Source organism: Rhodococcus sp. P4_C10, assembly GCF_056402135.1.
The window spans coordinates 15,505-36,707 of sequence record NZ_JBFUHZ010000051.1 but is presented as its reverse complement, the minus strand read 5'-3'; the positions used below and the strand labels follow the sequence as shown (position 1 = coordinate 36,707).

22 protein-coding genes and 2 pseudogenes are annotated in these 21,203 nt (G+C 71.1%); 16 read left to right on the top strand and 8 right to left on the bottom strand.

Annotated elements, in window-relative coordinates:
• Together AC1DWC_RS23555 and gndA are read left to right on the top strand one after the other, a co-directional pair.
• Window positions 1-276, top strand: a pseudogene (locus AC1DWC_RS23555) (DEAD/DEAH box helicase); the annotation flags it as partial.
• 169 nt (window positions 277-445) lie between these two features.
• On the top strand, window positions 446-1,903 hold the full coding sequence (gndA, locus tag AC1DWC_RS23550; RefSeq protein WP_477911943.1) for an NADP-dependent phosphogluconate dehydrogenase: 1,458 nt from the start codon (window positions 446-448) through the stop codon (window positions 1,901-1,903).
• An 88-nt stretch (window positions 1,904-1,991) separates the two neighbouring features.
• Here gndA and AC1DWC_RS23545 read toward each other — a convergent pair whose 3' ends face one another.
• On the bottom strand, window positions 1,992-2,471 hold the full coding sequence (locus AC1DWC_RS23545) for a DUF4262 domain-containing protein (RefSeq protein WP_477911941.1): 480 nt from the start codon (window positions 2,469-2,471) through the stop codon (window positions 1,992-1,994).
• Between the two features lie 172 nt (window positions 2,472-2,643).
• On the opposite strand from AC1DWC_RS23545, the gene AC1DWC_RS23540 reads away from it, so the two are divergent.
• Complete coding sequence (locus tag AC1DWC_RS23540) at window positions 2,644-3,426, top strand: enoyl-CoA hydratase (RefSeq protein ID WP_477911939.1); 783 nt, start codon at window positions 2,644-2,646, stop codon at window positions 3,424-3,426.
• Window positions 3,427-3,432: 6 nt separating this feature from the next.
• Here AC1DWC_RS23540 and AC1DWC_RS23535 read toward each other — a convergent pair whose 3' ends face one another.
• The 3 genes from AC1DWC_RS23535 to AC1DWC_RS23525 form a co-directional block, all read right to left on the bottom strand.
• Window positions 3,433-4,284, bottom strand: a complete 852-nt coding sequence (locus AC1DWC_RS23535; RefSeq protein WP_477911937.1) for an alpha/beta fold hydrolase — start codon at window positions 4,282-4,284, stop codon at window positions 3,433-3,435.
• A 62-nt stretch (window positions 4,285-4,346) separates the two neighbouring features.
• Entirely contained in the window at window positions 4,347-4,943 is a 597-nt protein-coding gene (locus AC1DWC_RS23530) for a hypothetical protein (protein WP_477911935.1), read from the bottom strand.
• A gap of 23 nt (window positions 4,944-4,966) precedes the next feature.
• Window positions 4,967-5,425: a hypothetical protein gene (locus AC1DWC_RS23525; RefSeq protein WP_477911933.1), complete on the bottom strand. Its 459-nt coding sequence runs from the start codon at window positions 5,423-5,425 to the stop codon at window positions 4,967-4,969.
• A gap of 355 nt (window positions 5,426-5,780) precedes the next feature.
• Between AC1DWC_RS23525 and AC1DWC_RS23520 the strand changes: the two genes are divergently transcribed.
• The gene (locus AC1DWC_RS23520; protein ID WP_477911931.1) at window positions 5,781-6,605 is read left to right on the top strand and encodes a putative protein N(5)-glutamine methyltransferase; all 825 of its coding nucleotides are present in this window, start codon (window positions 5,781-5,783) and stop codon (window positions 6,603-6,605) included.
• Between the two features lies 1 nt (window position 6,606).
• Here AC1DWC_RS23520 and AC1DWC_RS23515 read toward each other — a convergent pair whose 3' ends face one another.
• Window positions 6,607-6,762 carry a hypothetical protein gene (locus tag AC1DWC_RS23515; protein WP_477911929.1) on the bottom strand — a complete coding sequence of 52 codons (156 nt, stop codon included), beginning with the start codon at window positions 6,760-6,762 and terminating at the stop codon, window positions 6,607-6,609.
• A gap of 255 nt (window positions 6,763-7,017) precedes the next feature.
• Here AC1DWC_RS23515 and AC1DWC_RS23510 point away from each other — a divergent pair, with 255 nt between their 5' ends.
• The 6 genes and pseudogenes from AC1DWC_RS23510 (at window position 7,018) to AC1DWC_RS23485 (ending at window position 14,341) form a co-directional block, all read left to right on the top strand.
• Complete coding sequence (locus tag AC1DWC_RS23510) at window positions 7,018-8,364, top strand: DEAD/DEAH box helicase (protein WP_477911927.1); 1,347 nt, start codon at window positions 7,018-7,020, stop codon at window positions 8,362-8,364.
• Between the two features lie 5 nt (window positions 8,365-8,369).
• A complete protein-coding gene (locus AC1DWC_RS23505) occupies window positions 8,370-9,251 on the top strand; it encodes a DMT family transporter (protein ID WP_477911925.1) in 882 nt (293 codons plus the stop codon).
• A gap of 3 nt (window positions 9,252-9,254) precedes the next feature.
• The gene (gene guaB1 / locus AC1DWC_RS23500; protein WP_477911923.1) at window positions 9,255-10,691 is read left to right on the top strand and encodes a GMP reductase; all 1,437 of its coding nucleotides are present in this window, start codon (window positions 9,255-9,257) and stop codon (window positions 10,689-10,691) included.
• 345 nt (window positions 10,692-11,036) lie between these two features.
• Window positions 11,037-12,431 (top strand): hemolysin family protein, encoded by a 1,395-nt coding sequence (locus tag AC1DWC_RS23495; protein ID WP_477911921.1) that lies wholly within the window; start codon window positions 11,037-11,039, stop codon window positions 12,429-12,431.
• A pseudogene (locus AC1DWC_RS23490) lies at window positions 12,424-13,419 on the top strand (hemolysin family protein); the annotation flags it as partial. The gene AC1DWC_RS23495 and the pseudogene AC1DWC_RS23490, both read left to right, overlap by 8 nt.
• A 31-nt stretch (window positions 13,420-13,450) precedes the next feature.
• Entirely contained in the window at window positions 13,451-14,341 is an 891-nt protein-coding gene (locus AC1DWC_RS23485; RefSeq protein WP_477911919.1) for a 3-methyladenine DNA glycosylase, read from the top strand.
• A 28-nt stretch (window positions 14,342-14,369) separates the two neighbouring features.
• Here AC1DWC_RS23485 and AC1DWC_RS23480 read toward each other — a convergent pair whose 3' ends face one another.
• Window positions 14,370-14,738: a SpoIIAA family protein gene (locus AC1DWC_RS23480; RefSeq protein ID WP_477839467.1), complete on the bottom strand. Its 369-nt coding sequence runs from the start codon at window positions 14,736-14,738 to the stop codon at window positions 14,370-14,372.
• A gap of 103 nt (window positions 14,739-14,841) precedes the next feature.
• Between AC1DWC_RS23480 and AC1DWC_RS23475 the strand changes: the two genes are divergently transcribed.
• From AC1DWC_RS23475 to AC1DWC_RS23465, 3 genes are all read left to right on the top strand, one after another.
• Window positions 14,842-15,459 (top strand): PaaI family thioesterase, encoded by a 618-nt coding sequence (locus AC1DWC_RS23475; protein ID WP_477911917.1) that lies wholly within the window; start codon window positions 14,842-14,844, stop codon window positions 15,457-15,459.
• 110 nt (window positions 15,460-15,569) lie between these two features.
• On the top strand, window positions 15,570-17,057 hold the full coding sequence (locus tag AC1DWC_RS23470; RefSeq protein WP_477911915.1) for a GMC family oxidoreductase: 1,488 nt from the start codon (window positions 15,570-15,572) through the stop codon (window positions 17,055-17,057).
• A 104-nt stretch (window positions 17,058-17,161) separates the two neighbouring features.
• The gene (locus AC1DWC_RS23465; RefSeq protein ID WP_477911913.1) at window positions 17,162-17,590 is read left to right on the top strand and encodes a pyridoxamine 5'-phosphate oxidase family protein; all 429 of its coding nucleotides are present in this window, start codon (window positions 17,162-17,164) and stop codon (window positions 17,588-17,590) included.
• 68 nt (window positions 17,591-17,658) lie between these two features.
• Here the strand turns inward: AC1DWC_RS23465 and AC1DWC_RS23460 are convergent, their stop codons facing one another.
• Window positions 17,659-18,708, bottom strand: coding sequence for a lipoate--protein ligase family protein (locus AC1DWC_RS23460; RefSeq protein WP_477911911.1), 1,050 nt, complete (start codon window positions 18,706-18,708; stop codon window positions 17,659-17,661).
• Between the two features lie 70 nt (window positions 18,709-18,778).
• On the bottom strand, window positions 18,779-19,552 hold the full coding sequence (locus AC1DWC_RS23455; RefSeq protein ID WP_477911909.1) for a class I SAM-dependent methyltransferase: 774 nt from the start codon (window positions 19,550-19,552) through the stop codon (window positions 18,779-18,781).
• A gap of 200 nt (window positions 19,553-19,752) precedes the next feature.
• Here AC1DWC_RS23455 and AC1DWC_RS23450 point away from each other — a divergent pair, with 200 nt between their 5' ends.
• From AC1DWC_RS23450 to AC1DWC_RS23440, 3 genes are read left to right on the top strand one after another with little or no spacing between them, the layout of a single operon-like run.
• Window positions 19,753-19,899: a hypothetical protein gene (locus tag AC1DWC_RS23450; protein WP_477911907.1), complete on the top strand. Its 147-nt coding sequence runs from the start codon at window positions 19,753-19,755 to the stop codon at window positions 19,897-19,899.
• A 48-nt stretch (window positions 19,900-19,947) separates the two neighbouring features.
• Window positions 19,948-20,715 (top strand): DUF222 domain-containing protein, encoded by a 768-nt coding sequence (locus tag AC1DWC_RS23445; RefSeq protein WP_477911947.1) that lies wholly within the window; start codon window positions 19,948-19,950, stop codon window positions 20,713-20,715.
• Window positions 20,716-20,765: 50 nt separating this feature from the next.
• Window positions 20,766-21,152: a hypothetical protein gene (locus AC1DWC_RS23440; RefSeq protein WP_477911905.1), complete on the top strand. Its 387-nt coding sequence runs from the start codon at window positions 20,766-20,768 to the stop codon at window positions 21,150-21,152.
• Window positions 21,153-21,203 lie beyond the last annotated feature (51 nt).

Genomic DNA, 21,203 nt, shown 5'->3' with positions numbered 1-21,203 from the left:
GGCAACAGCGAGAACCGTTCCTACGGCGACCGCCCGCAGCGCACCGAGGGCGGCTACCGCGGCAACAGCGACCGCCCCCAGCGGTCCGAAGGCGGCTACCGCGGCAACAGCGAGAACCGTTCCTACGGCGACCGCCCGCAGCGCACCGAGGGCGGCTACCGCGGCAACAACGACCGCAGCGGCGCGGGTGCCGGCGCCGGTCAGTCGGGCGGCTTCCGCAGCCGCACCGAGCGTCGCTCGTACGACGGATTCGACGGCCCGCAGCGTGATCGCTGACCCCGAAGCCTGACTTCAGCAACACCGACAGCGCCGCCGTCTGCCCAGTGCAGGCGGCGGCGCTGTCGCGTGTGTGGGCGCCGTCCACCACACGCGTGAACGGCCCGCGCATTTCACACGACGAGACCTCAACTTTCGTTCACGCGACGGGCAGGGAAAGCTGTAGCCCATGACCGACAACAACTCCTCGACAGCCCGCGCCCAGATCGGCGTCACCGGACTCGCGGTGATGGGCTCGAACATCGCCCGCAACTTCGCCCGTCACGGCCACACGGTGGCACTGCACAACCGCAGCGTCGCCAAGACCGACGCGCTGATCGCCGAACACGGCGGCGACGGTGACTTCGTCCGCACCGAGACCGTCGAGGAGTTCGTCGCCGCGCTGCAGAAGCCGCGCCGCGTGCTCATCATGGTCAAGGCCGGCGAGGCCACCGACGCGGTGATCGAGGAACTGGCCGCCGCGATGGAGACCGGCGACATCATCATCGACGGCGGAAACGCCTTGTACACGGACACGATTCGACGCGAGGCGTCGCTGCGCGAGCGCGGCCTGCACTTCGTCGGCGCCGGCATCTCAGGCGGCGAGGAGGGCGCGCTCAACGGCCCGTCGATCATGCCCGGCGGACCGAAGGAGTCCTACGAGTCCCTCGGACCGCTGCTCGAGTCGGTGGCCGCGGTCGTCGACGGCACCCCCTGCTGCACCCACATCGGCCCCGACGGCGCCGGACACTTCGTCAAGATGGTGCACAACGGCATCGAGTACGCCGACATGCAGCTCATCGGCGAGGCCTACAACCTCTTCCGCGACGCGCTGGGCCTCGACGCCGGCGAGGTCGCCGACGTGTTCACCGAGTGGAACGCCGGGACCCTCGAGTCCTACCTGATCGAGATCACCGCCGAGGTGCTCCGTCAGAAGGACGCCAAGACCGGTCAGCCGCTGGTGGACGTGATCGTCGACGCCGCCGAGCAGAAGGGCACCGGCCGCTGGACGGTCAAGTCCGCGCTCGACCTGGGTGTCCCGGTCACCGGCATCGCCGAGGCCGTCTTCGCCCGCGCGCTGTCCGGCTCGCGGACCCAGCGTGCGGCCGCGCAGGCGCAGGGCCTGGCGGCCGGCACCCTCGGCGACAAGCCGACCGACGTCGCCCAGTTCACCGAGGACATCCGCGCGGCCCTCTACGCGTCGAAGATCGTCGCGTACGCCCAGGGCTTCGACCAGATCGCCGCCGGCAGCGCCGAGTACAACTGGGACCTGAAGCCGGCCGACCTCGCCACCATCTGGCGCGGCGGCTGCATCATCCGGGCGCAGTTCCTCAACCGGATCAAGGAGGCCTACGACGCGGACGCGACGCTGCCGAGCCTGATCCTGGCCCCGTACTTCCGCGAGGCCATCGAGACCGGCATCGACAGCTGGCGCCGGGTGGTGGCGACCGCGACGATGCTGGGCATCCCGGTGCCCGGGTTCGCCTCCTCCCTCTCGTACTACGACGGCCTGCGTGCCGAGCGCCTGCCCGCCGCCCTCACCCAGGGCCAGCGTGACTTCTTCGGCGCGCACACCTACGAGCGCACCGATCGTCCGGGCAAGTTCCACACCCTCTGGAGCGGCGACCGCTCCGAGGTCGAGGCGTAGTCACCACGCCGTAGTCCGAGGTACCCGGGAGCAGCGCCGCTCGGCGCTGCTCCCGGCCCCGGAATCACCCGTGGCCGAATGGCCCGACTCAGGACGCGATCCGGCCACCCGGCGGCGGGCCGAGCAGGGGTTGGACGATGGTCGAGTCGATCGCACCCTCCCACGGCAGCCGGCCCTCACAGTCCGCCCACACCGCCTGCACGGCCGTGACGTCGCCGTACAGGCGCTTGGCGGTCAGCAGCCAGCCCTCGCATTCGCGGACCGGCACCATGCACAGGTCCAGCCCACCCGCGCTCACCCGCTCACCCGCGACGAATTCGCTGCCCTCCCATATCCGTTCGGCCAGGTCGTCGAGGACCTCCGCGGACTGTTCCGCCACCCGGCCGGTGATCACCAGCTCGGCACGCCCCAGTGCGGTCAATCCCACCGTGTAGCAGAACGCCGGGTGCACCCCGCGTTCGTCCACCGCCGACTCCACGTACTGCAGGGCCCATCCGTACTGCTCGATGGTGCGCTCGAGATCGCGCCGCACCTGGCTGGGCGTCTTTCCGTTGCAGATGTCGCACATGATCGTCCTCCCAGAACCACGGTCGAAGATACGTTCGAGATTCATGGTGCACCCGGCCACCGACATGTTTCGGCCGCGCCACGACAACCGGCGAGGCGAGCACCGCCTCCGTCGGCCCCCGGCGGTAGTGTCGGCGGTGCGCGGACACATTGCGGACACATGGAGGTGTGTGGTGAACGACGACGCCGTCAGGACCGAGATCGACACGGATGCCGGGATCGGCACCGTCACGCTGAGCCGGCCCGGGCAGCGAAACCCGTTGTCCACCTCCGCGATGCGTCAGGTGACCGCGGCGCTGCGCGAGTTCGCCACGAACGAGTCGGTCCGGGTCGTCGTGATCACCGCGGACGGGCCGGCGTTCTCCGCCGSCCACGACCTGTCCGAGATGATCGACCGCACCCTCGACGACGAGCGGGCGGTCTTCGACGTGTGCACCGAGATGATGAACACCGTGCAGCAGATACCGCAGCCGGTGATCGCCGCCGTCCAGGGTCCGGCGATCGCCGCCGGCTGCCAACTGGCGGCGTCGTGCGACCTGGTTGTCTCCGCGTCGACCGCGGTGTTCGGGACACCGGGCGTGCGGATCGGACTGTTCTGCTCGACGCCCATGGTCGCGCTCAGCCGCGCGGTCGGCCGCAAACGGGCGATGCAGATGCTGCTCACCGGGGAGACCGTCGACGCCCACACGGCCGCCGACTGGGGTCTGGTCAACCTCGTCGTCGAACCCGACCAACTGGACACGCAGACCCGAACGCTGGCCGCGAGGATCTCCGACGCCAGCCCGCTGACCCTCCAGATCGGCAAGCAGGCGTTCTACCGCCAGATCGACGTCCCCCAGGACGAGGCCTACAAGCTGATGAGCGAGACGATGGCCGCCAACGCCGTCACCTGCGACGCACAGGAAGGCATGAGCGCCTTCCTCGCGAAGCGCAAACCCGTGTGGCGAGGGAAGTGAGCGGGCTCACCGGAGCAGGAACTCCAGGGCCACCCGCTCGAATGCCTCCTTCGCCTCGACCATCACCCAGTGTCCGCAGTTCGGAAACACGTGCAGCTCGGCGTTGGGCATGAGCCGCATCGGGATCATCGGCATGTCCGGCGGGCACTGACGGTCGTCGAGGCCCCACGTCAGCAGGGTCGGGCACTGCACCTTGTGCATCGTCGACCAGTACGGCGGCGCGTCCGAGTTCGCCATCGCCTGCTGCTGCGCGGCAAATGCCTTGGAGCCGTACATCGCCGCGAGCGTCTTGTGGGACGCCGGGTCGGTGGCGCTCTCCCAGCGTTCCTCGATCCGGTCCTCGGTGATCACGGCACGGTCGTAGACCATGCACTCGAGCCAGCGAACCAACTTGTCGCGGCTGGGCCCGTCCGCGAACTCCTGCAACAGCCGCGTTCCCTCGCTCGGGTTCTGACTGAAGATGTTCGGACCCACCCCGCCGATGGCGACGAGCCTGCTCACCCGCTCGGGATGCCTCATGGCCAGGTTGACCCCGACCACGCCGCCCATCGAATTCCCGACCATCGCGGCCGACTCGATGCCCAGCGCGTTCATGAAGCGGATCACCGCCGAGCCCGCCGTCAGCACCGGATGCCCGTCGACGGGATCGCTCACGCCGAATCCGGGAAACTCGAGGATGTAGCAGTGGAAGTGCTCCGCGAACACGTCCAGGTTTCCGCGGTAGTTTCGCCAGCCACTGACGCCGATCCCCGAGCCGTGCAACAGGATCAACGGGGGCCCCTCCCCCGCCTCGTGGTACCGCAGCACCCCCCGGTCGGTTGCGACTTCCCTCTTGGTCCCCTCATAAGTCACGTCCATTTGCGCGATGTTAGAAGACGTCGCGGATCGCCGGGAGGGATTGGCGGACAGTGCCCGACCACTCAGCCCAGCCGCCTCCCCCACGCCGCGAACGCGTCGTCGAAGACGTCGGATTCACACGGGTGCAGCGCATCGCCGTAAGCACAGTCGGGATACCCGGCGACCAGATCGGAGAACGGCACGTCGCAGCACTGCGCCAAGATCCCCCGAAGCAGGTCCGCGACGGACCACCGGTCGACCGAGCCGGGCGGGACGCCGTCTTCCTCGTACACGGTCACGAGATCCCTGTGACTCCAACGGAACTCGTGTACCGCGACGGCCTCGGGATTGAAGGCAGGGGCACGGTCGAGAGAGCCGCGCAGCACCCCGTGCGGGTCGACCTCACCGAGCAACCCGGGTGTGCCGGCCGCGGACGCCTTCTGCATGACGAACATCCAGGGCTTGCCGTCTGGGAACAGCCCGCCGAGGCCGGCCACGTTGAACGGCAGGTGACTGCTCAGGAAGTCGGACTCGACGCCCACGTCCTGGTCCGCGCCCAGCTCGACGAAATGCCCCGACGCCACCTCGTCGCCGCGAGCCTCGTCGGCCCACGTGTTGTTCCACACGTTGGTCATCCGACTGCCGTCCGGGAAGCCGAGGACCTCGAAGAGATGCGCCATCGTCAGAACTCCATCGCCATCGTTCAGAACTCCATGTCGAACGCGGCGACGCTGCCGCCGACGAGCACCGATGCGGCCTGGGCCGAACTCGCCAGCACCACTCGGCTGGTCTCGAAGTTGAGCCCGTCCGAGTCGTCGACGGCCGCGTCGGCCTCCTCGACCAGCGTGACCTCCAGTTCCACCCGGGAGTCGGTGCTGGTCCGGACGGAGATCGTCAGTCCCATCTCCAGGTCGGAGAAGGTCTGCAGGGAGTTCTCCGGGTGGAAGTCGGCGGCGGCCCGGAACAGGAACGTGGCCAGGCGTTCGGCGAAGCCGTCACCGGCGGGCAGCGCCAGGTACCAGATTAACCGGTCGGGACTGAGGAATCCGACGTCGAAGACGAGCCTCTGCCCGTCGGTCCCCAGCGTGCGCGGCGGGACCACATGACTACGCAGGAACAGCGCGGCGCCGCCGTAACCGGGCAACCGAAACTCGGTGCGCACTGCACGTCCTCCCCACTGAAGGTGGATGACTCCACCGTCCGGGTTCATCAGACACCGTGTGGCACGCCGGGACGCCGCGACACACCGGCAGCCGGTACGCGCCGCCCACCCGACGGTGCATCCGTTTCCGACTGGCAACACCGATACCCGACCGCGAAAACCCGGCGACACCAGGCGAGCCCGGGTGTAACGTCCCGGATGCCGCGCAGCACACGCCCGGCGCCGCCGGCCACCGGCACACGACCGAGGAGGTGAGACCCATTACCGCAATGACAGGTCGGGTGCTCTCTCCAGAACGGTCCACACCTCTCAGGTGACCGCGAGAGCCCCGTTCGGTATCCCCGAAAGGCTCCTCATGTCGACTCCTGTGTCACCGGCAGTCCATGCCGTCGTCCCGCCGCTCCCCACCGTCGTCTCGACCCTCCGCTCCGCCGGCTGTGTCTTCGCCGAGGACGAGGCCCGACTGCTCGTCGACGCCGCCTCGACCCCAGACCATCTCGCCGAGATGGTCGACCGCCGCGTCGGCGGGCTGCCCCTCGAACACGTCCTCGGCTGGGCGGAGTTCTGCGGGCTGCGGGTGGCCGTCGACCCCGGGGTGTTCGTGCCCCGCCGGCGCACCGAACTGCTCGTCCGCGCGGCCGCCGCGCTCGCCCCGTCGCGGCCGGTGATCGTGGACCTGTGCTGCGGGTCCGGGGCGGTCGGGGTCGCGCTTGCCGCCGCGCTCGCGACCGCCGAGTTGTATGCCGCGGACATCGACGCCGCCGCCGCGCGGTGCGCCCGCCGCAACGTCGGTCCGCTGGGCGGCCACGCCGTCGAGGGCGACCTGTACGACCCGCTGCCGCCCGGCCTGCGCGGACGCGTCGACCTCCTGGTCGCGAATGCGCCCTACGTCCCCACCGAGGCGATCGGGACGATGCCGCCGGAGGCCCGACTGCACGAGCCGACGGTCGCGCTGGACGGCGGCGCGGACGGCCTCGACGTCCAGCGCCGGGTGGCGGCGGGCGCCGCCGAGTGGTTGGCACCGGGCGGTCACCTGCTGATCGAGACCAGCGAACGTCAGTCGGCGCGCACCGTCGACGTGTTCGGCCGCGGCGGGCTGACCACCCAGGTGGTCCGCTGCGACGACCTCGGCGCCACGGTGGTGGTCGGCACCAGGCCGGCCGGCGGGCGCCGACCGTAGGTCACGGCCCGAGATAGGTGAAGGTGTCCAGCCGCGACCACTCGGGGTACTCGTGGTCCGCGAGCCGTCGCGTCCGGTGGTGCCACACCAGGCGTCCGGCCGCGACGAGGACCAGGATGGCGAGCAGGAGAAGCACGGGGATGTAGCCGGTTTCCATCGGAGGTCCTCCAGTGGCGGTGGTGGGTGGGTTGCCCGCGCGATGCGGTACCACCTCAGCGTCGGCCCAGCCCGCCACCGCGACCAGGCACCCTCGGGATGAACAAATCCATCCCCGGCCGGCGGGTCCGACCCCCACCGACGATGCCGTCCCCGCCCCCGGCGGGCGGTAACCTCACTGCATGCGCCCGGCGTGCGCCGCACGGATCCGTGTGGGCGCCGCGGGGCGGAGAAGATCATCGGAGGCAACCGCGTCATGTCCACTCCCGCCACGACCGGGCCCACGTTCGCCGACCTCGGCCTGCCGCCGCTGCTGGTGCAGTCACTGAACCGGGAGAAGATCACCGCGCCCTTCCCGATCCAGACCGCGGCGATCCCCGACGTGCTCGCCGGCCGCGACGTGCTCGGCCGCGGCCCCACCGGTTCCGGCAAGACGCTGGCGTTCGGCCTGCCGATGCTGGTCCGGCTCGCCGGCGCCCCCAGCAAGCCGAAGCGTCCCCGCGGGCTGGTCCTCGCGCCGACCCGCGAGTTGGCCGCGCAGATCGAGAAGGCGCTCGACGAGTCGGCGCTCTCGCTCGGGCTGCGGCTGGCCTGTGTGTTCGGCGGGGTGCCCACCAAGAAGCAGGCCGAGCGCCTCGCCCGCGGGGTGGACCTGTTGGTCGCCACCCCGGGCCGGCTGGCCGACCTGCTCGACCAGGGCGCCGTGTCGCTCGAGGACGTGCGGGTGACCACCGTCGACGAGGCCGACCACATGGCCGCCATCGGTTTCCTCCCCCAGGTCACCACGCTGCTGGACCGGACCGCGAAAGACGGTCAGCGCCTGCTGTTCTCGGCCACCCTCGACGGCGAGGTGGACGAACTGGTCCGCCGGTACCTGCGCGAGCCGGTGCTGCACTCCACCGCGTCGGCGGTCGCCCCCGTCGCCACCACCGAACACCACATGCTCTTCGTCGCCCGCGCCGACAAGCAGGCCGTGGTCGCGGAGATCGCCTCCCGCACCGGCCGGACGATCATGTTCGTGCGCACCAAGGAGGGCGTGGACGAGGTCGCCGAGCAGCTGCGGTCGGTCGGGGTGGTGGCCGGCGCCCTGCACGGCGGCAAGACCCAGAACCTGCGCACCCGCACGCTGGCCGCCTTCGCGGACGGCGAGACGCCGGTGCTCGTCGCCACCGACGTCGCCGCCCGCGGCATCCACGTCGACGACATCTCCCTGGTGGTGCACGTCGACCCGCCGTCCGAGGCCAAGGACTACCTGCACCGCGCGGGGCGCACCGGCCGGGCCGGCGAGTCCGGGACCGTGGTGACCCTGGTGACCGAGGACGAACGCGACGCGGTCACGCGGCTGACCCGCAAGGCGGGCGTCGACCTGGTGGGCGTCGAGGTCCGGCCCGGCAGCCGCGAACTCGTCGCGCTCACCGGTGCCGCGGCACCGAGCGGCGTCCCCGTCCCGGTCGCCGAACCGGTGACCGCGCCGCCCGCCGCCCCGCGGGGCCCGGGCTCGCGCGAGCGTCGACAGCGTCCCGGTGCGACCACCGTCCGCGGCGGATCTCGCCGCGGGTCCGGCGCGGCAACCCCCGGACATCGGCGCCGCGGAGGACGCTGACAGACATGACCGACCTGCCCCTGCTCGCCGTCGCCTGCGCGCTGGTGGGGGCACTGCTGTTCGCCTGCGGCTCGGTGGCGCAGCAGAGCGCCGCCGCCGACGTCGCCGAGGACGGCGCGCTGCTGAGCGAGCTGATCCGCAAACCCCGCTGGTGGGCGGGCCTGCTCGGCGACCTCGGCGGCTACGTCTTCCAGGTGATCGCGCTCGGGCTCGGCTCGGTGCTGGTGGTCCAGCCGCTGATCGTCGCGACGCTGCTGTTCGCGCTGCCGCTCTCGGCCCGGTTCGCGGGCACCCGGATGACGGCCCGCACCTGGGTGGCCGCCGCCGCGCTGGCCGTCTCGCTGGCGGTGATCCTGGTGGTCGGGAACCCGACCGAGGGCGTCGAGGACGCGACGTTCGGGCACTGGCTGGTGCCGCTGGGACTCGTGGTGGGGCTGTGCGCGGCGGCCGTCGCCGCGACCGCGACCCCGATCGCCGCCGGCCCGCGGGCACTGCTGCTCGGCTTCGCCAGCGGCGCGCTGTACGGCGTCGCGGTGGCGCTGACCAAACCGGTGCTCGGGCTCCTCGACCAGGGCCCGGCGACGGTGCTCACGCACTGGCCGCTGTGGGCGCTGGCCGCGTCCGGGATCGCCGGCTTCTACCTGCAGCAACGCGCGTTCCACGCGGGCCCGCTGGCGGCGTCGTTGCCGGCGATCACCATCGCCGAGCCCCTCGTCGCCGCCTTTCTGGGGTTCGCGGTCCTGGGCGAGCGTCTGCGGGTGGCGGGCCCGGGCCTGGTGGTCATCGTGGTGGCGGTCGCGGTCATGCTGGTCACCACCGTCGCGTTGTCCCGCGCGCAGGCCCAGTCGAGCCCGCGCACGAGCGCCCCGGACCCGGTAGCGTCCTGACTTGTGCGCTTCCTCGACGACCAGCAGCCGCCCTACGACCTGACCTACGACGACGTCTTCCTGGTGCCGAACCGCACCGAGGTGACGTCGCGATTCGACGTGGACCTGCGTAGTTTCGACGGCTCCGGCACCACCATCCCCCTCGTCGTGGCCAACATGACCGCGGTCGCGGGCCGCCGGATGGCCGAGACCGTCGCCCGTCGCGGCGGCATCGTGGTGATCCCGCAGGACATCCCGGCCTCCGCGGTCGCCGAGACCGTGAGCTTCGTCAAGAGCCGGCACCTGGTGGCGGACACCCCGGTGACTCTGGGCCCCGACGACTCGGTGTCCGACGCGCTCGCGCTGCTGCACAAGCGGGCGCACGGCGCCGTGGTCGTCGTCGAGAACGGCCGTCCCGTCGGCGTGGTGACCGAGGCCGCGTGCGCCGACGTGGACCGGTTCGCCCGGCTGCGCGCCGTCGCCGCCACCGACTTCGCGACCGCGCCGGTGACCGCGTCGCCGCGTGAGGTGTTCGAGGTGTTCGAGTCCCGGCACGACCCGATCGTGGTCGTCGTCGAGGCGGACGGCACCCTCGCCGGGGTGCTCACCCGAACCGGGACCATCCGCGCCGGCATCTACCAGCCGGCGGTGGACGCGAACGGTCGGCTACGGGTCGCGGCCGCGGTCGGCATCAACGGCGACGTCGCCGCGAAGGCCGCCGCGCTCGTCGTCGCCGGCGCGGACCTGCTGGTGATGGACACCGCGCACGGGCACCAGCAGAAGATGCTCGACGCCCTGGCCTCGGTCGCCGCCCTCGACCTCGGGGTGCCGCTGGCCGCGGGCAACGTGGTCTCGGCGGCGGGGACCCGGGACCTGGTGGCCGCGGGCGCGGACATCGTCAAGGTCGGGGTGGGCCCCGGCGCGATGTGCACCACCCGGATGATGACCGGCGTCGGCCGGCCGCAGTTCTCCGCGGTCGCCGAGTGCGCCGCCGCGGCCCGCGAGCTCGGCGCGCACGTGTGGGCCGACGGCGGGGTGCGCCACCCCCGCGACGTGGCGCTGGCGCTGGCCGCCGGTGCGTCCAACGTGATGATCGGGTCCTGGTTCGCCGGCACCTACGAGTCGCCCGGGGACCTGCACGTCGACGAGGTGGGCAACGCCTACAAGGAGAGCTTCGGGATGGCCTCGAAGCGGGCCGTCGCCGCCCGCACCGCGGCCGACGGCGCCTTCGACCGCGCCCGCAAGGGACTTTTCGAGGAGGGCATCTCCAGCTCCCGCATGCGGCTGGACCCGGACCGGCCCGGAGTCGAGGACCTGATCGACCACATCTGCGCGGGAGTCCGCAGCACCTGCACCTACACGGGCGCCCGGACCCTCGAGGAACTGCACGAGCGTGCCGTCCTGGGGGTGCAGTCGGCGGCCGGGTTCGCCGAGGGGCGTCCGCTGCCCGCGGGTTGGTGACCTGCGCGACTCGGGCGTGCGGCGGCGGGCGTCCTCGCGCCCGGTCCCGGTAGAATGGCTGGGCTGACGCAACTCATGCGCCCGGTTTGACCGTATCCACCAGCAGTTTTCGACAGCCCGATCGGCACCCGAAAGCAGCGGCGGGGACGGCGAGGCGGATCACCCGATCCGCCTCACCCGGGCACGACAGGAAGGACCACGGTGCCTGAGGCACCCACTACCGACATCGCCGACTCGGCCGAGTCCGGCGACGAGAGTTCCACTTCGGAGGGCTCTTCTACCGAGCCGGGCGACAAACCCGGCGGCACCATCTCGTTCCCTGCCCCCGTCCGGGGGCGATGATCCATGCAGACCGCACTCACAGTCCTCAGCGTTCTGGGCTTCCTGGCGCTGACCGCCGGCACCGCACTCTTCGTGGCCGCCGAGTTCTCGCTGACCGCGCTCGAGCGGAGCACCGTCGACGCGCACGCCCGTGACGGCGACCGCCGCGCCAAGCAGGTGCAGCACGCGCACCGGACGCTCTCCTTCCAGCTCTCCGGCGCCCAGCTCGGCATCACCATCACCACCCTGATCACCGGTTACCTCGCCGAACCGGTGCTCGCGACCTTCATCAACCCGCTCCTGCGGTTCCTGCGGGTTCCCGAGTCCGCGGCGGGCGGCATCTCCCTGGCCCTCGCGCTGATCCTGGCCACCTCGCTGTCGATGGTCTACGGCGAGCTGGTCCCGAAGAACCTGGCCATCGCCCGGCCGCTGAGCACCGCGCGCGCCACCGCCGGACTGCATGCCGGCTTCTCCACTGTCTTCAAGTGGGCGATCAACGGTCTCAACGGATCCGCCAACTGGGTGGTCCGCCGGCTCGGCATCGAGCCCGCCGAGGAGTTGCGCTCGGCCCGCTCCCCCCAGGAGCTGGGCTCGCTGGTGCGCACCAGCGCCCGGCGCGGCTCGCTCGACCCGGCGACCGCGCTGCTGGTGGACCGCTCGTTGCGGTTCGGCGAACGCACCGCGGAGGAGCTGATGACGCCGCGGGTCAAGGTCGAGACCCTCGAGAGCACCGACACCGTGGCCGACCTGATCGACGCGGCGTCGCGCACCGGCTTCTCGCGGTTCCCGATCGTCGACGGCGACCTCGACGACACGATCGGCGTGGTGCACGTCAAGCGCGCCTTCACCATTCCGGCCGCGGGCCGGTCCACCACCCCGCTGGTGAACCTGGCGCGCAAGGTCCCGATCGTGCCCTCCAGCCTGGACGGCGACTCCGTGATGGAGCGTGTACGCGCCGACGGCATGCAGGTGGCACTCGTCGTCGACGAGTACGGCGGCACCGCCGGCATGGTCACCATGGAGGACCTGATCGAGGAGATCGTCGGCGACGTCCGCGACGAGCACGACGACCCGGAGATCGAGGTACAGCGCAGCGGCGACAGCTGGATCTGTGCGGGACTGCTGCGGATCGACGAGGTCCGTCAGGCCACCGGCTACATCGCCCCCGAGGGCGAGTACGACACCCTGGGCGGCCTGGTGCTCGCGCACCTCGGCCGGATCCCGGAGGTGGGCGACGAGGTGGTGCTGCCCAATCCGATCGGGGAGGGCCGACCCGACGTCGCCGGCGGCTGGGTCGCCGCGGTGTCCGCGATGGACGGCCGCCGCATCGACCGCGTACTGCTGACCCCGCTGCCCGCGGAGACGATCGCGCAGCGGCCACCGCACCCCACTCACCAGGAAGGCGACGACGATGAGTGACCTGTTCGCGGTCCTGCTCGCGGTCCTGCTGCTGGCCGGCAACGCCTTCTTCGTCGCCGCCGAGTTCGCACTGATCTCCGCGCGCCGCGACCGGCTCGAGGCGCTCGAGGCACAGGGCAAGAAGCGCGCGCGCACGGTGATCCGGGCCGGCGAGAACCTCTCGCTGATGCTCGCGGGCGCGCAGCTCGGCATCACCATCTGCTCGATCCTGCTCGGCCGGGTGGGCGAGCCGGCGATCGCGCACCTGATCGAGGTGCCGATGGAGGCGCTCGGGGTGCCCGCCGACCTGCTGCACCCCATCGCGTTCGGCATCGCGCTGGCGGTGGTGGTGGTGCTGCACATCCTGCTCGGCGAGATGGTGCCGAAGAACATCGCGATCGCGGGGCCGGAGCGCAGCGCGATGCTGCTGGTCCCGGCGCACCTGGCCTTCATCCGGTTGGCCAAGCCGCTGATCGCGTTCTACAACTACGCCGCCAACGCGTCGCTGCGCCTGCTGCGCGTCGAGCCCAAGGACGAGCTCGACAGCACCGTCTCCGCGCTCGAGCTCGCCGAGATGATCGGCGAGTCCCGCTCGGAGGGGCTGATCGACAAGGAGGAGCACCGCCGGCTCACGCAGGCGCTGCACACCGCCGGCCGCACCGTCGCGGACGTGCTGATCCCGCTGGACAAGGTGCGCAGCGTGCCGTTGACCGAGCGCGGCACCACCCTGGGCGCGGTCGAGCAGGCGGTCACCGAGACCGGCTACTCGCGGTACCCGGCGGTGCTGCCCGACGGCACCGTGGCCGGCTACCTGCACCTCAAGGACGTGCTCGACCAGGTGCTCGACGAGGAGGCCGGCCCGGACACGGTGATCCCGCGCTCGGACGTGCGCGCGCTGCCGGAGCTGCCGGTGCAGACCCCGCTGGACGAGGCGCTCTCGACGCTGCGCCGGGCCAGCAGCCACCTCGGCCTGGTGGTCGACGCGTCGGGCGCCGCCATCGGCATCGTGGGCCACCGGCGCGCCCGCACTGGGCGCGCCGGTGGCGCTCACCGAGGAGGACTGGACCGGGCGCCGCGAGGCGCACCGGGCCCGGGTGGACGCGCTGATCGGCCCGCACCTCGAGCGCCGCACACGCGGGGACGCCCACCCGGTGCTGGACTTCCTGTTCACCTACTACAGCCTGCGGCCGGCGCAGCTGCGCCGGTGGCATCCGGGGTTCGGGGTGCGGCTCGAGGGCGACGCCGCCCGCGAGTACTGGGAGTACTCGGGCTACCGCCGGGTCGACGCGCCCGAGGGATCTGTGTCCGAGCGGTCTGCGGCCGGGGTCGACCCGACGGTACTCACACAGCGACGCTCGATGCTCGAGTTCACCGCCCGGCTGTTGGACGCGACCGCGTCCCGGCCGGCGCAGCTGGGCTGTTTCGGCCTGCACGAGTGGGCGATGGTCTACCGCGGCGGCGACGAGGCGGTACGGCACTCGGGCACCCCGCTGCGGCTCGGGCCGGGCGGCACCGACGCGGTGGTCGAGTCGATGAACCTGCGGTGCACGCACTTCGACGCGTTCCGCTTCTTCACCGACGACGCGGTGCCGCGCAACGAGATCCCGCTGCGACGCGAGGACCAGGCGGCCCGCGAGCAGCCGGGCTGCCTGCACGCCGGCATGGACCTCTACAAGTGGGCGTACAAGCTGGCGCCGCTGGTCGACTCCGAACTGACCGTCGACTGCTTCGAACTGGCCGTCGCCGCACGCGAACTCGACATGCGCGCCAGTCCGTACGACCTCAGTGCGCTGGGCTACGAGCCGGTGCCGATCGAGACGGCGTCGGGGCGGGCGGACTACGTGCGGGCGCAGTCGGCGCTGGCCGAGCGGGCGGCGCCGCTGCGGGCGGCGCTGCTGCGGCGGTGCCGGGCGCTGCTGGACCTGCCCTGACTCGGGGAGTCAGGAAGATCGCTCCCGGTCACTGCCCCTGCGAGACCCACTCGATCGCCGCCGACTCGTCGGCGAGGGCGAAAGACCGCACCTCACAGGGCATCAGGAAGCTGATCAGGTGAATCGCCTTGCCGATCCACTCGTGATCGGTGACCAGTCCGATGCGGCCCCAGCTGCGCCGGGGCCGGCTCTCGAGTTCGGCGTCCTGCCAGAGTGCGCCCGCGGTGTAGCGACTCAGGTCGTCGCCGAGGACGTAGACGAGATTGACCTTCTCGTCGGCGGCGATCTTCGCGTCGATCGCCGGGTCGAGGACGTCGCGGTAGTCCTGCGCGGTCACGGTGCCGGTCGCCCGAAATCCCAGGGTGCCGTCGGGCAGGTTCTCGATGGCCTCGATCATGGGTCCACCGTCGCACACCTCACGCCGCGATGTGTCGTGGAGCACAGCGGGTCCTGAAACGAATCGTCGGCGAAAGTCGGCACGAATCCTTCACGATCGCAGGGTGAAGTTCACCCGAGAAGACATCGACAGCTCAGAACTCGACCGGCGCCGGTCGTTGTACGGCCCGCTCACCGAGGCGGTCCGCGAGCTCGTCGACGCCACCATCCGCACCGAGGTCGACGAGTCCGTCATCCGCGAGGTGCACGCGGAGGTCGCCGCCGCGGCGGCGAAGCTGCGCGCCAAGCAGCTCGACGGCGCGTTCGGCCTGCGGTTCACCACCGGCGGCGAGTCGTTCGCGTGGGGCAACGCCGGGATCGGGCTGCGCAACGCGCTCGCTCCCCCGCTCAGCGTCGAGTCCGACGCCTCCGGACTGCACTGGACGGAGGTGACCCTCGGAGCCGCCTACGAGGGCCCGCCCGGACTCGTGCACGGCGGGATCTGCGCGCTGGTGCTCGACCACCTGCTCGGCACCACCGCCAGTTCGATCGAACCGCGGTTCACCGGCACGCTGACCCTGCGGTACCGCCGCGGCACCCCACTGGGCCCGCTGCGCGCCGAGGCCCGCATCACCCGCAACGAGGGCCGCAAAACCGTTGTCACCGGAACACTCTCGGATGCGGGCGGCGTGACCGTCGAGGCCGAGGGCATCTTCATCGGCCCGGCCGTCGCGACGGCGTAGCGGATTCGATGCACGAACACGTCCCGGTGACCCCGATCACACGGCGGCCGGTAATGTGACCGAGTCACGCAATGTGAGGCAATGGGCGAGCGAGTCGAGACAGGGTGGCGATGGACGCGGATGTGATCGTCGTAGGCGGGGGCACCAGCGGTGCGGTACTGGCCGCACGGCTGTCCGAGGACCCGGATCGGCGCGTGCTGCTACTGGAGCAGGGCCCGGACGATTCGGCGTACGACGACTCAGTTCTGCGGCCCGCCTCGGCGGGGGACGTATGGGCCGGAACGCCTTTCGCTCGGGCGTTCCCGATGCAGGCCGGGCACACCACGGTCCAGATGGTGCGCGGGCGCGTCCTGGGCGGCACGTCGGCCGTGAACTACCTCGCCACGATGCGCGGCCAGCCGGCCGACTACGACGCGTGGGCCGCGCGGGGGCTCGACGGGTGGAGCTGGCCCGACGTCCTTGCGACGTTCCGCGCCATGGAGAACGACTTGGACTGCGGCGCATCGGAGCTGCACGGCTCCGACGGGCCACTCGTCGTACGCCGCTCCACCCCCGACCAACAGACCGAATCCCAGCGGGCGTTCCTCGCAGGACTGCGGGATCTCGACGTGCCGTGGGCCGACGACGTCAACAACCCCCGGCAGCTCCCGGGCGTCGGGATCTTCCCGCTGACGGTGTCCGAGGACGGCGAGCGGCTGACCGTGAGCCGGGCGTACCTGACCCGGGAGGTCCGGTCGCGACCGAACCTGACCGTTGAGACCGGGGTAACCGTGGACAGGGTCGTCGTGGAGGGGGGCCGGGCGAGAGGTGTCCTCACCGCCGAGGGCCGGGAACTGTCCGCCGGCGAGATCGTCGTCAGCTCCGGCGCAACCGGTTCACCCGCACTACTGCAGCGGTCGGGCATCGGCCCGAGGGATCTGCTCGAGGGCCTCGGTATCCCCGTCGTCGCCGACATCCCTGGGGTCGGGGCGAACCTCCAGGATCACCTCGGGTTCCCACTTCTCTACCACCACGCGGGCGGCAGTCCGCTGCGCGGCGGTCCGGTCCAGCCGGTGTGGGTGGGCCGTACGCCGCAGTCGGACACCATCGACTTCCACGTTCTGAACCTGCCGATCGGCGAACCGACCGCCGACGGCGCGTACTTCTCGGTCGTCCCGTACCTGCTCGATGTCACCGGGCGGGGAACGGTCCGGATCTCCTCGGTCGATCCTGACGCCGAACCGGATGTGGCGATGCCGGCGTTGACATCGCACGACCTGGAACGCCTCGACTGGATCCTCGGTCGCATCGCCGCACTGGAGTCGACCGGGCCGTTCGCGGAGCTCGGCGCCACCCGCGTCCAGCCGATGGCCGACCTGAGCGCCGAAGGCGCCGCGGCCGGCCTGGTCGACGGCGGCGTGATCAGCTACGCACACCTGGGCGGTACGTGCGCGATGGGTCCGGACGGAGAACCGAACGCCGTCCTCGACGCACGCTGCCGCGTCCGCGGGGTCGAGGGCCTGCGGGTCGTGGACGCCTCGGCGATGCCAGTGCTGCCTGCGGGCAACACCTACCTTGGCTGCGTGATGATGGCCGAACGTGCCTCGCAACTGATCTGAGGTACCGCAGGTCCTCCGGCAACGAGGACATGGAGCCCGCCACTGTCTCGGCGCGGTCCGTAGTTTCTCGCGGACAACGCCTTTGACGCGTTAGCCTGGACGACATGCCGCTGTCACCGGATGAGCGTCAACAGTTCCTCGCGCAGCCGCGTATCGCCGCGCTTGCAGTGGCGGCCCCCGGCCGCGGCCCACTGACCGTCCCCATCTGGTACCAGTACGCACCGGGGACCGAGGCGTGGGTACTGACCGGCCCTGAATCGCAGAAGATCCGCCACATCAGGGAGGCCGGCCGATTCAGCCTGATGGTGCAGCAGGCCGAACCCACCGTCCGGTACGTGAGCGTGGAGGGTCCGGTCACCCGGATCACTGCGGTGACCGACGAGATGAACCGCGAGATGGCTGCCCGCTATCTCCCGGCGGACAAAGTCGACCCGTACCTGAAGGCGACCGAGGCCTACGGCGGCCAGGTCGCGGTGTACATGCGGCCCGAGCACTGGCTCTCGGCCGACCTCGGCGACCTCCGGGAGCTGTAGTCAGGCCCCTCCCCTGAGTCGCACCGCCGACGCCGGCCTTCCCTTACCGTCGTTGCCCGAGAACGTGGTCACGGCACGCGGTAGGTCCACTCCGGGGTGCGGAACTTGGAGCCGACCGACTCGCGTGCCGCGGCCAGTTCCGCGTCGGTGTACGTGCTGTCCCGGGTGTCGTAGCGGGCGCGGAAGTGCGCGAGGAACGCGGCGATGATGGCGTCGCGCTCCATTCCGGTCTGCGAGCGCATCGGGTCGACCCGCTTGCCGGAACTGGTGGTTCCCTTGTCGGAGATCTTCTCCCGACCGATGCGCAGCACCTCGGTCATCTTGTCGGCGTCGATGTCGTACGCCATCGTCACGTGGTGCAGCACCGCGCCGGCGGCGAAGCGCTTCTGCGCGGCCCCGGCGATCTTGCCCTTGTCGGAGGCGATGTCGTTGAGCGGAACGTAGCGGGCGTTGATGCCGACGTCGGCGAGCGCACCCATCACCCACCGGTCGAGGAACTCGTACGACTGCTCGAAACTCAGGCCGTCGACCAGCGAGGTGGGCACCGACAGCGAGTAGGTGATGCAGTTGCCGGGCTCCATGAACATCGCGCCGCCGCCGGAGATGCGCCGAACGATGCCGATGCCGTGCCGGGCAGCGGCCTCCTCGTCGACCTCGTTGCGCACCGACTGGAAGGAGCCGAGCACCACCAGCGGCGCGTCCCAGTCCCAGAACCGCAGCGTCGGCCCGCGGTCGCCGGCGGCCACCTCACGGGTGATCACCTCGTCGAGCGCGACGTGCGTCGCCGGGTCCAGCACCACCGGCTCGATCACCTCGAAGGTGTGGTCGTGCCAGCTCGTCGCGTGGCCGAGGGCGCGGCGGATCGCGATACCGACAGACTCCGGGGTGAAGCCGATCATCGACACGTCGTCGCCGAGCGCCCCGGAGATCGCATGTCCCAGCTTCGCGGCGTCGGCGGTGGCGGACATCCCGATCACCGAGGCGACGATGTCGTCGAGCGCCTCGTCCGGCTCGAGGAAGAAGTCACCGGACAGCGACACCCGCGACAGGCGCCCGTCGTCGACGTCGACATCGACCGCCACGAGCTTGCCACCGGGAACCTTGTACTCACCACGCATGAGGCGAAGCGTATAACGGCCGGGGCAGAGCCGGACGACGGTCAGGACGCCGTTCCCTCTGCGTCCCCGGTCACCGCGACTGCGGGACCGTCGCCCGGGCATACCAGGCGCGGGCGTCGAGCGAGAACGCCCCGGACGGGAGCGCCGCTCGGCACGCCTCGCGCACGCCCGCCTGCCGCCCACTCCCAAGGGACTGCAGGTACTGGCCGGCAGGGCCGACCGCGAACGTGAACGGCTCCCAGAAGTCGTCGAAGCCGGCGTAGTCCGCCCGGGCCGTGAGGGCACCGCCGACCACCTCGGTCAGTCCGGCACGGCGAAAGCGCTCCGCGATGTCGCCTGCCGCAGTGCCCGCCATCGCGGATTCACCGACGACCTCGGTGTCGGTCTGACGCACCGCGGTCCAGAACACGCGCAGCATCGTCATGCCGCCGGTGGCGGTGTCCCACATGCAGGCGGCGACGGTGCCACCCGGTCGCGTCACCCGCGCCATCTCGCGCACACCCCGGGCGGGATCACTCATGAACCCGAGCACGAGGCAGGACAGGGCGGCGTCGAATTCTCCGCTGGCCCAGGGCAAGTGCTCGGCGACGCCTTCGCGGACGTCGGCACCAGGGTTACGCTCCCGGCAGGCCTCGACGAACTGCGGCGCCGGATCGATCGCGGCGACGTGCGTGGCGCCCACCCGCGCGACGAGTTCCCGGGCCAGGCCGCCGGGCCCGCAGCCGACATCGCACACCCGGCTGCCCGGTGACACGCCGGCGGCATCGACGAGCGCGGCCGCGAGGGTCGGTGTGTAGCGCCCCATGAAGCGGTCATACTGCTCAGCCGGTGCGGCGAACTGCATGGATCCAATCAATCGGATGCGGGCGGACACGTCAAGGCCACGCCGTCACGGAACTTCAGTGTCATCCCGAGGGTCTCGGTGTAGACCTGCGCTGCGGCTCATCGGGTTGTGCTCAACAGCGGCGTGTCATGTCCACCGCTCGGGTAGCGTCCACACGAGTTGGATCCCATGACGTCGTCACGCGACCAAGGAGTTCGACGATGCAACTCTCACGACGCGGATTCTTCGGGGTGACAGGCTCGATCGCCGCCCTCGGCTGGCTGCACGCACCGTCGGCCTCCGCCGGACCGGGTGCGCCGGTGCCGCCGCCGCACGACATGATGCAGCAGATCCGGGTGCACGGATAGGCCCCCCGCCACCGGCCCGACGAATCAGCGACCCACCGCCTCGTCGAACTGCGCCCCGGTACCCGCCTGCCCGGTCACGCAGCCACATGCCGGTACCCCTCGATACAATTCGTACATGGATTCGAGCAACGGATTCGGCGAAGTCGGGACGGTGTCCGAGCACCTGACCGCACTCGACGCCACCTGGGCGGCGCTCCCCTGCCCGCCGATCTGCCCGCCACCGCTGCCGCGCAACGGGACGGGGCCGTCGGACCGGACCACGTGGACGCGATTCGACAGGTGCTGCGAAAGGTCCCCCGGGCCGTCGAGGCCGAGAAGGTGGACGCGCCCGAGCAGGTACTTGCCGAGCCTGCCCGCTCGTCCACCCCTGACGCCGTCGCCGCCGGCCAGCAGTTGCTGGCCTACCTCAACCCGGACGGCGGCCTCACCGACGACCGAGACCGCAAGCGGCAACGCAGTTTCCGGATTGGCAGGCAGAACGCGGATCTCATGACGCCGGTATCCGGGTTACTCGACCCCGAGGCACGCGCGTTGCTCGAGCCGCTGCTCGCGAAGTACGCCCGGCCCGGGATGAACAACCCGGACGACCCCACCTCCCCTACCGGCGACGCCGATTCTCCGACGACGGACCGCGACAGCCTCGCGAAGGCCACCGGGGTCGCCACCAACGCGTCCGGTGGGATGCTTCCGATTCGGGATGCGCTCCGCAAGGCGGAGTTTGCACACCCGTGCTGTGCATTTTCGACCACAGCGGCCGCCCGCTGCACCTGGGTAGGAACAAACGCCTCGCCAGCGGCGATCAACGCCTCGCGTTGATCGCCGCACCGCACGGTTGCACCCGCCCGGGCTGCGATGCGCCGTCGAGCATGACCGCCGTCCACCACGTCAAGGGTTGGAAGAGCAACCACACGAAGGGACCGGACGACGGCGGCGCCACCGACATCGAGATCCTTGACCTGGCGTGCGACCCGTGCCACGCCCTCATCCACGACGGCCCCGGCGGCTGGCAGACGGCCAACACACCGGATGGCGGAAAGTACCGCGGCCGCACCCACTGCATCGCGCCGCCCCACATCGACCCGGACCGGAGTCCGCGGGTCAACCACCGGCACCACCTCGACGAACTGCTCGCCAAGGCTCTCGCACGTACACGCGCCCGCAGAGAGGCCGAACTGAAGGGCCGGCGCCGATCCCCGGGACCCAGGACCGACCGAGACGACGGCACCTCACCCAACGATGACGGCGTCCCGTGAGCGTGCCACCAACCAGGCACTGACGAACTACACTGCGGCCGTTCGGGGGCT

Coding starts and splice junctions, on each gene's coding strand:
- gndA (WP_477911943.1), top strand. CDS start 446: ATGACCGACAACAACTCCTCGACAGCCCGCGCCCAGATCGGCGTCACC.
- AC1DWC_RS23545 (WP_477911941.1), bottom strand. CDS start 2,471: ATGTGCGACATCTGCAACGGAAAGACGCCCAGCCAGGTGCGGCGCGAT.
- AC1DWC_RS23535 (WP_477911937.1), bottom strand. CDS start 4,284: ATGGACGTGACTTATGAGGGGACCAAGAGGGAAGTCGCAACCGACCGG.
- AC1DWC_RS23530 (WP_477911935.1), bottom strand. CDS start 4,943: ATGGCGCATCTCTTCGAGGTCCTCGGCTTCCCGGACGGCAGTCGGATG.
- AC1DWC_RS23520 (WP_477911931.1), top strand. CDS start 5,781: ATGTCGACTCCTGTGTCACCGGCAGTCCATGCCGTCGTCCCGCCGCTC.
- AC1DWC_RS23515 (WP_477911929.1), bottom strand. CDS start 6,762: ATGGAAACCGGCTACATCCCCGTGCTTCTCCTGCTCGCCATCCTGGTC.
- AC1DWC_RS23510 (WP_477911927.1), top strand. CDS start 7,018: ATGTCCACTCCCGCCACGACCGGGCCCACGTTCGCCGACCTCGGCCTG.
- AC1DWC_RS23505 (WP_477911925.1), top strand. CDS start 8,370: ATGACCGACCTGCCCCTGCTCGCCGTCGCCTGCGCGCTGGTGGGGGCA.
- AC1DWC_RS23495 (WP_477911921.1), top strand. CDS start 11,037: ATGCAGACCGCACTCACAGTCCTCAGCGTTCTGGGCTTCCTGGCGCTG.
- AC1DWC_RS23480 (WP_477839467.1), bottom strand. CDS start 14,738: ATGATCGAGGCCATCGAGAACCTGCCCGACGGCACCCTGGGATTTCGG.
- AC1DWC_RS23470 (WP_477911915.1), top strand. CDS start 15,570: ATGGACGCGGATGTGATCGTCGTAGGCGGGGGCACCAGCGGTGCGGTA.
- AC1DWC_RS23465 (WP_477911913.1), top strand. CDS start 17,162: ATGCCGCTGTCACCGGATGAGCGTCAACAGTTCCTCGCGCAGCCGCGT.
- AC1DWC_RS23460 (WP_477911911.1), bottom strand. CDS start 18,708: ATGCGTGGTGAGTACAAGGTTCCCGGTGGCAAGCTCGTGGCGGTCGAT.
- AC1DWC_RS23455 (WP_477911909.1), bottom strand. CDS start 19,552: ATGCAGTTCGCCGCACCGGCTGAGCAGTATGACCGCTTCATGGGGCGC.
- AC1DWC_RS23450 (WP_477911907.1), top strand. CDS start 19,753: ATGCAACTCTCACGACGCGGATTCTTCGGGGTGACAGGCTCGATCGCC.
- AC1DWC_RS23440 (WP_477911905.1), top strand. CDS start 20,766: ATGACCGCCGTCCACCACGTCAAGGGTTGGAAGAGCAACCACACGAAG.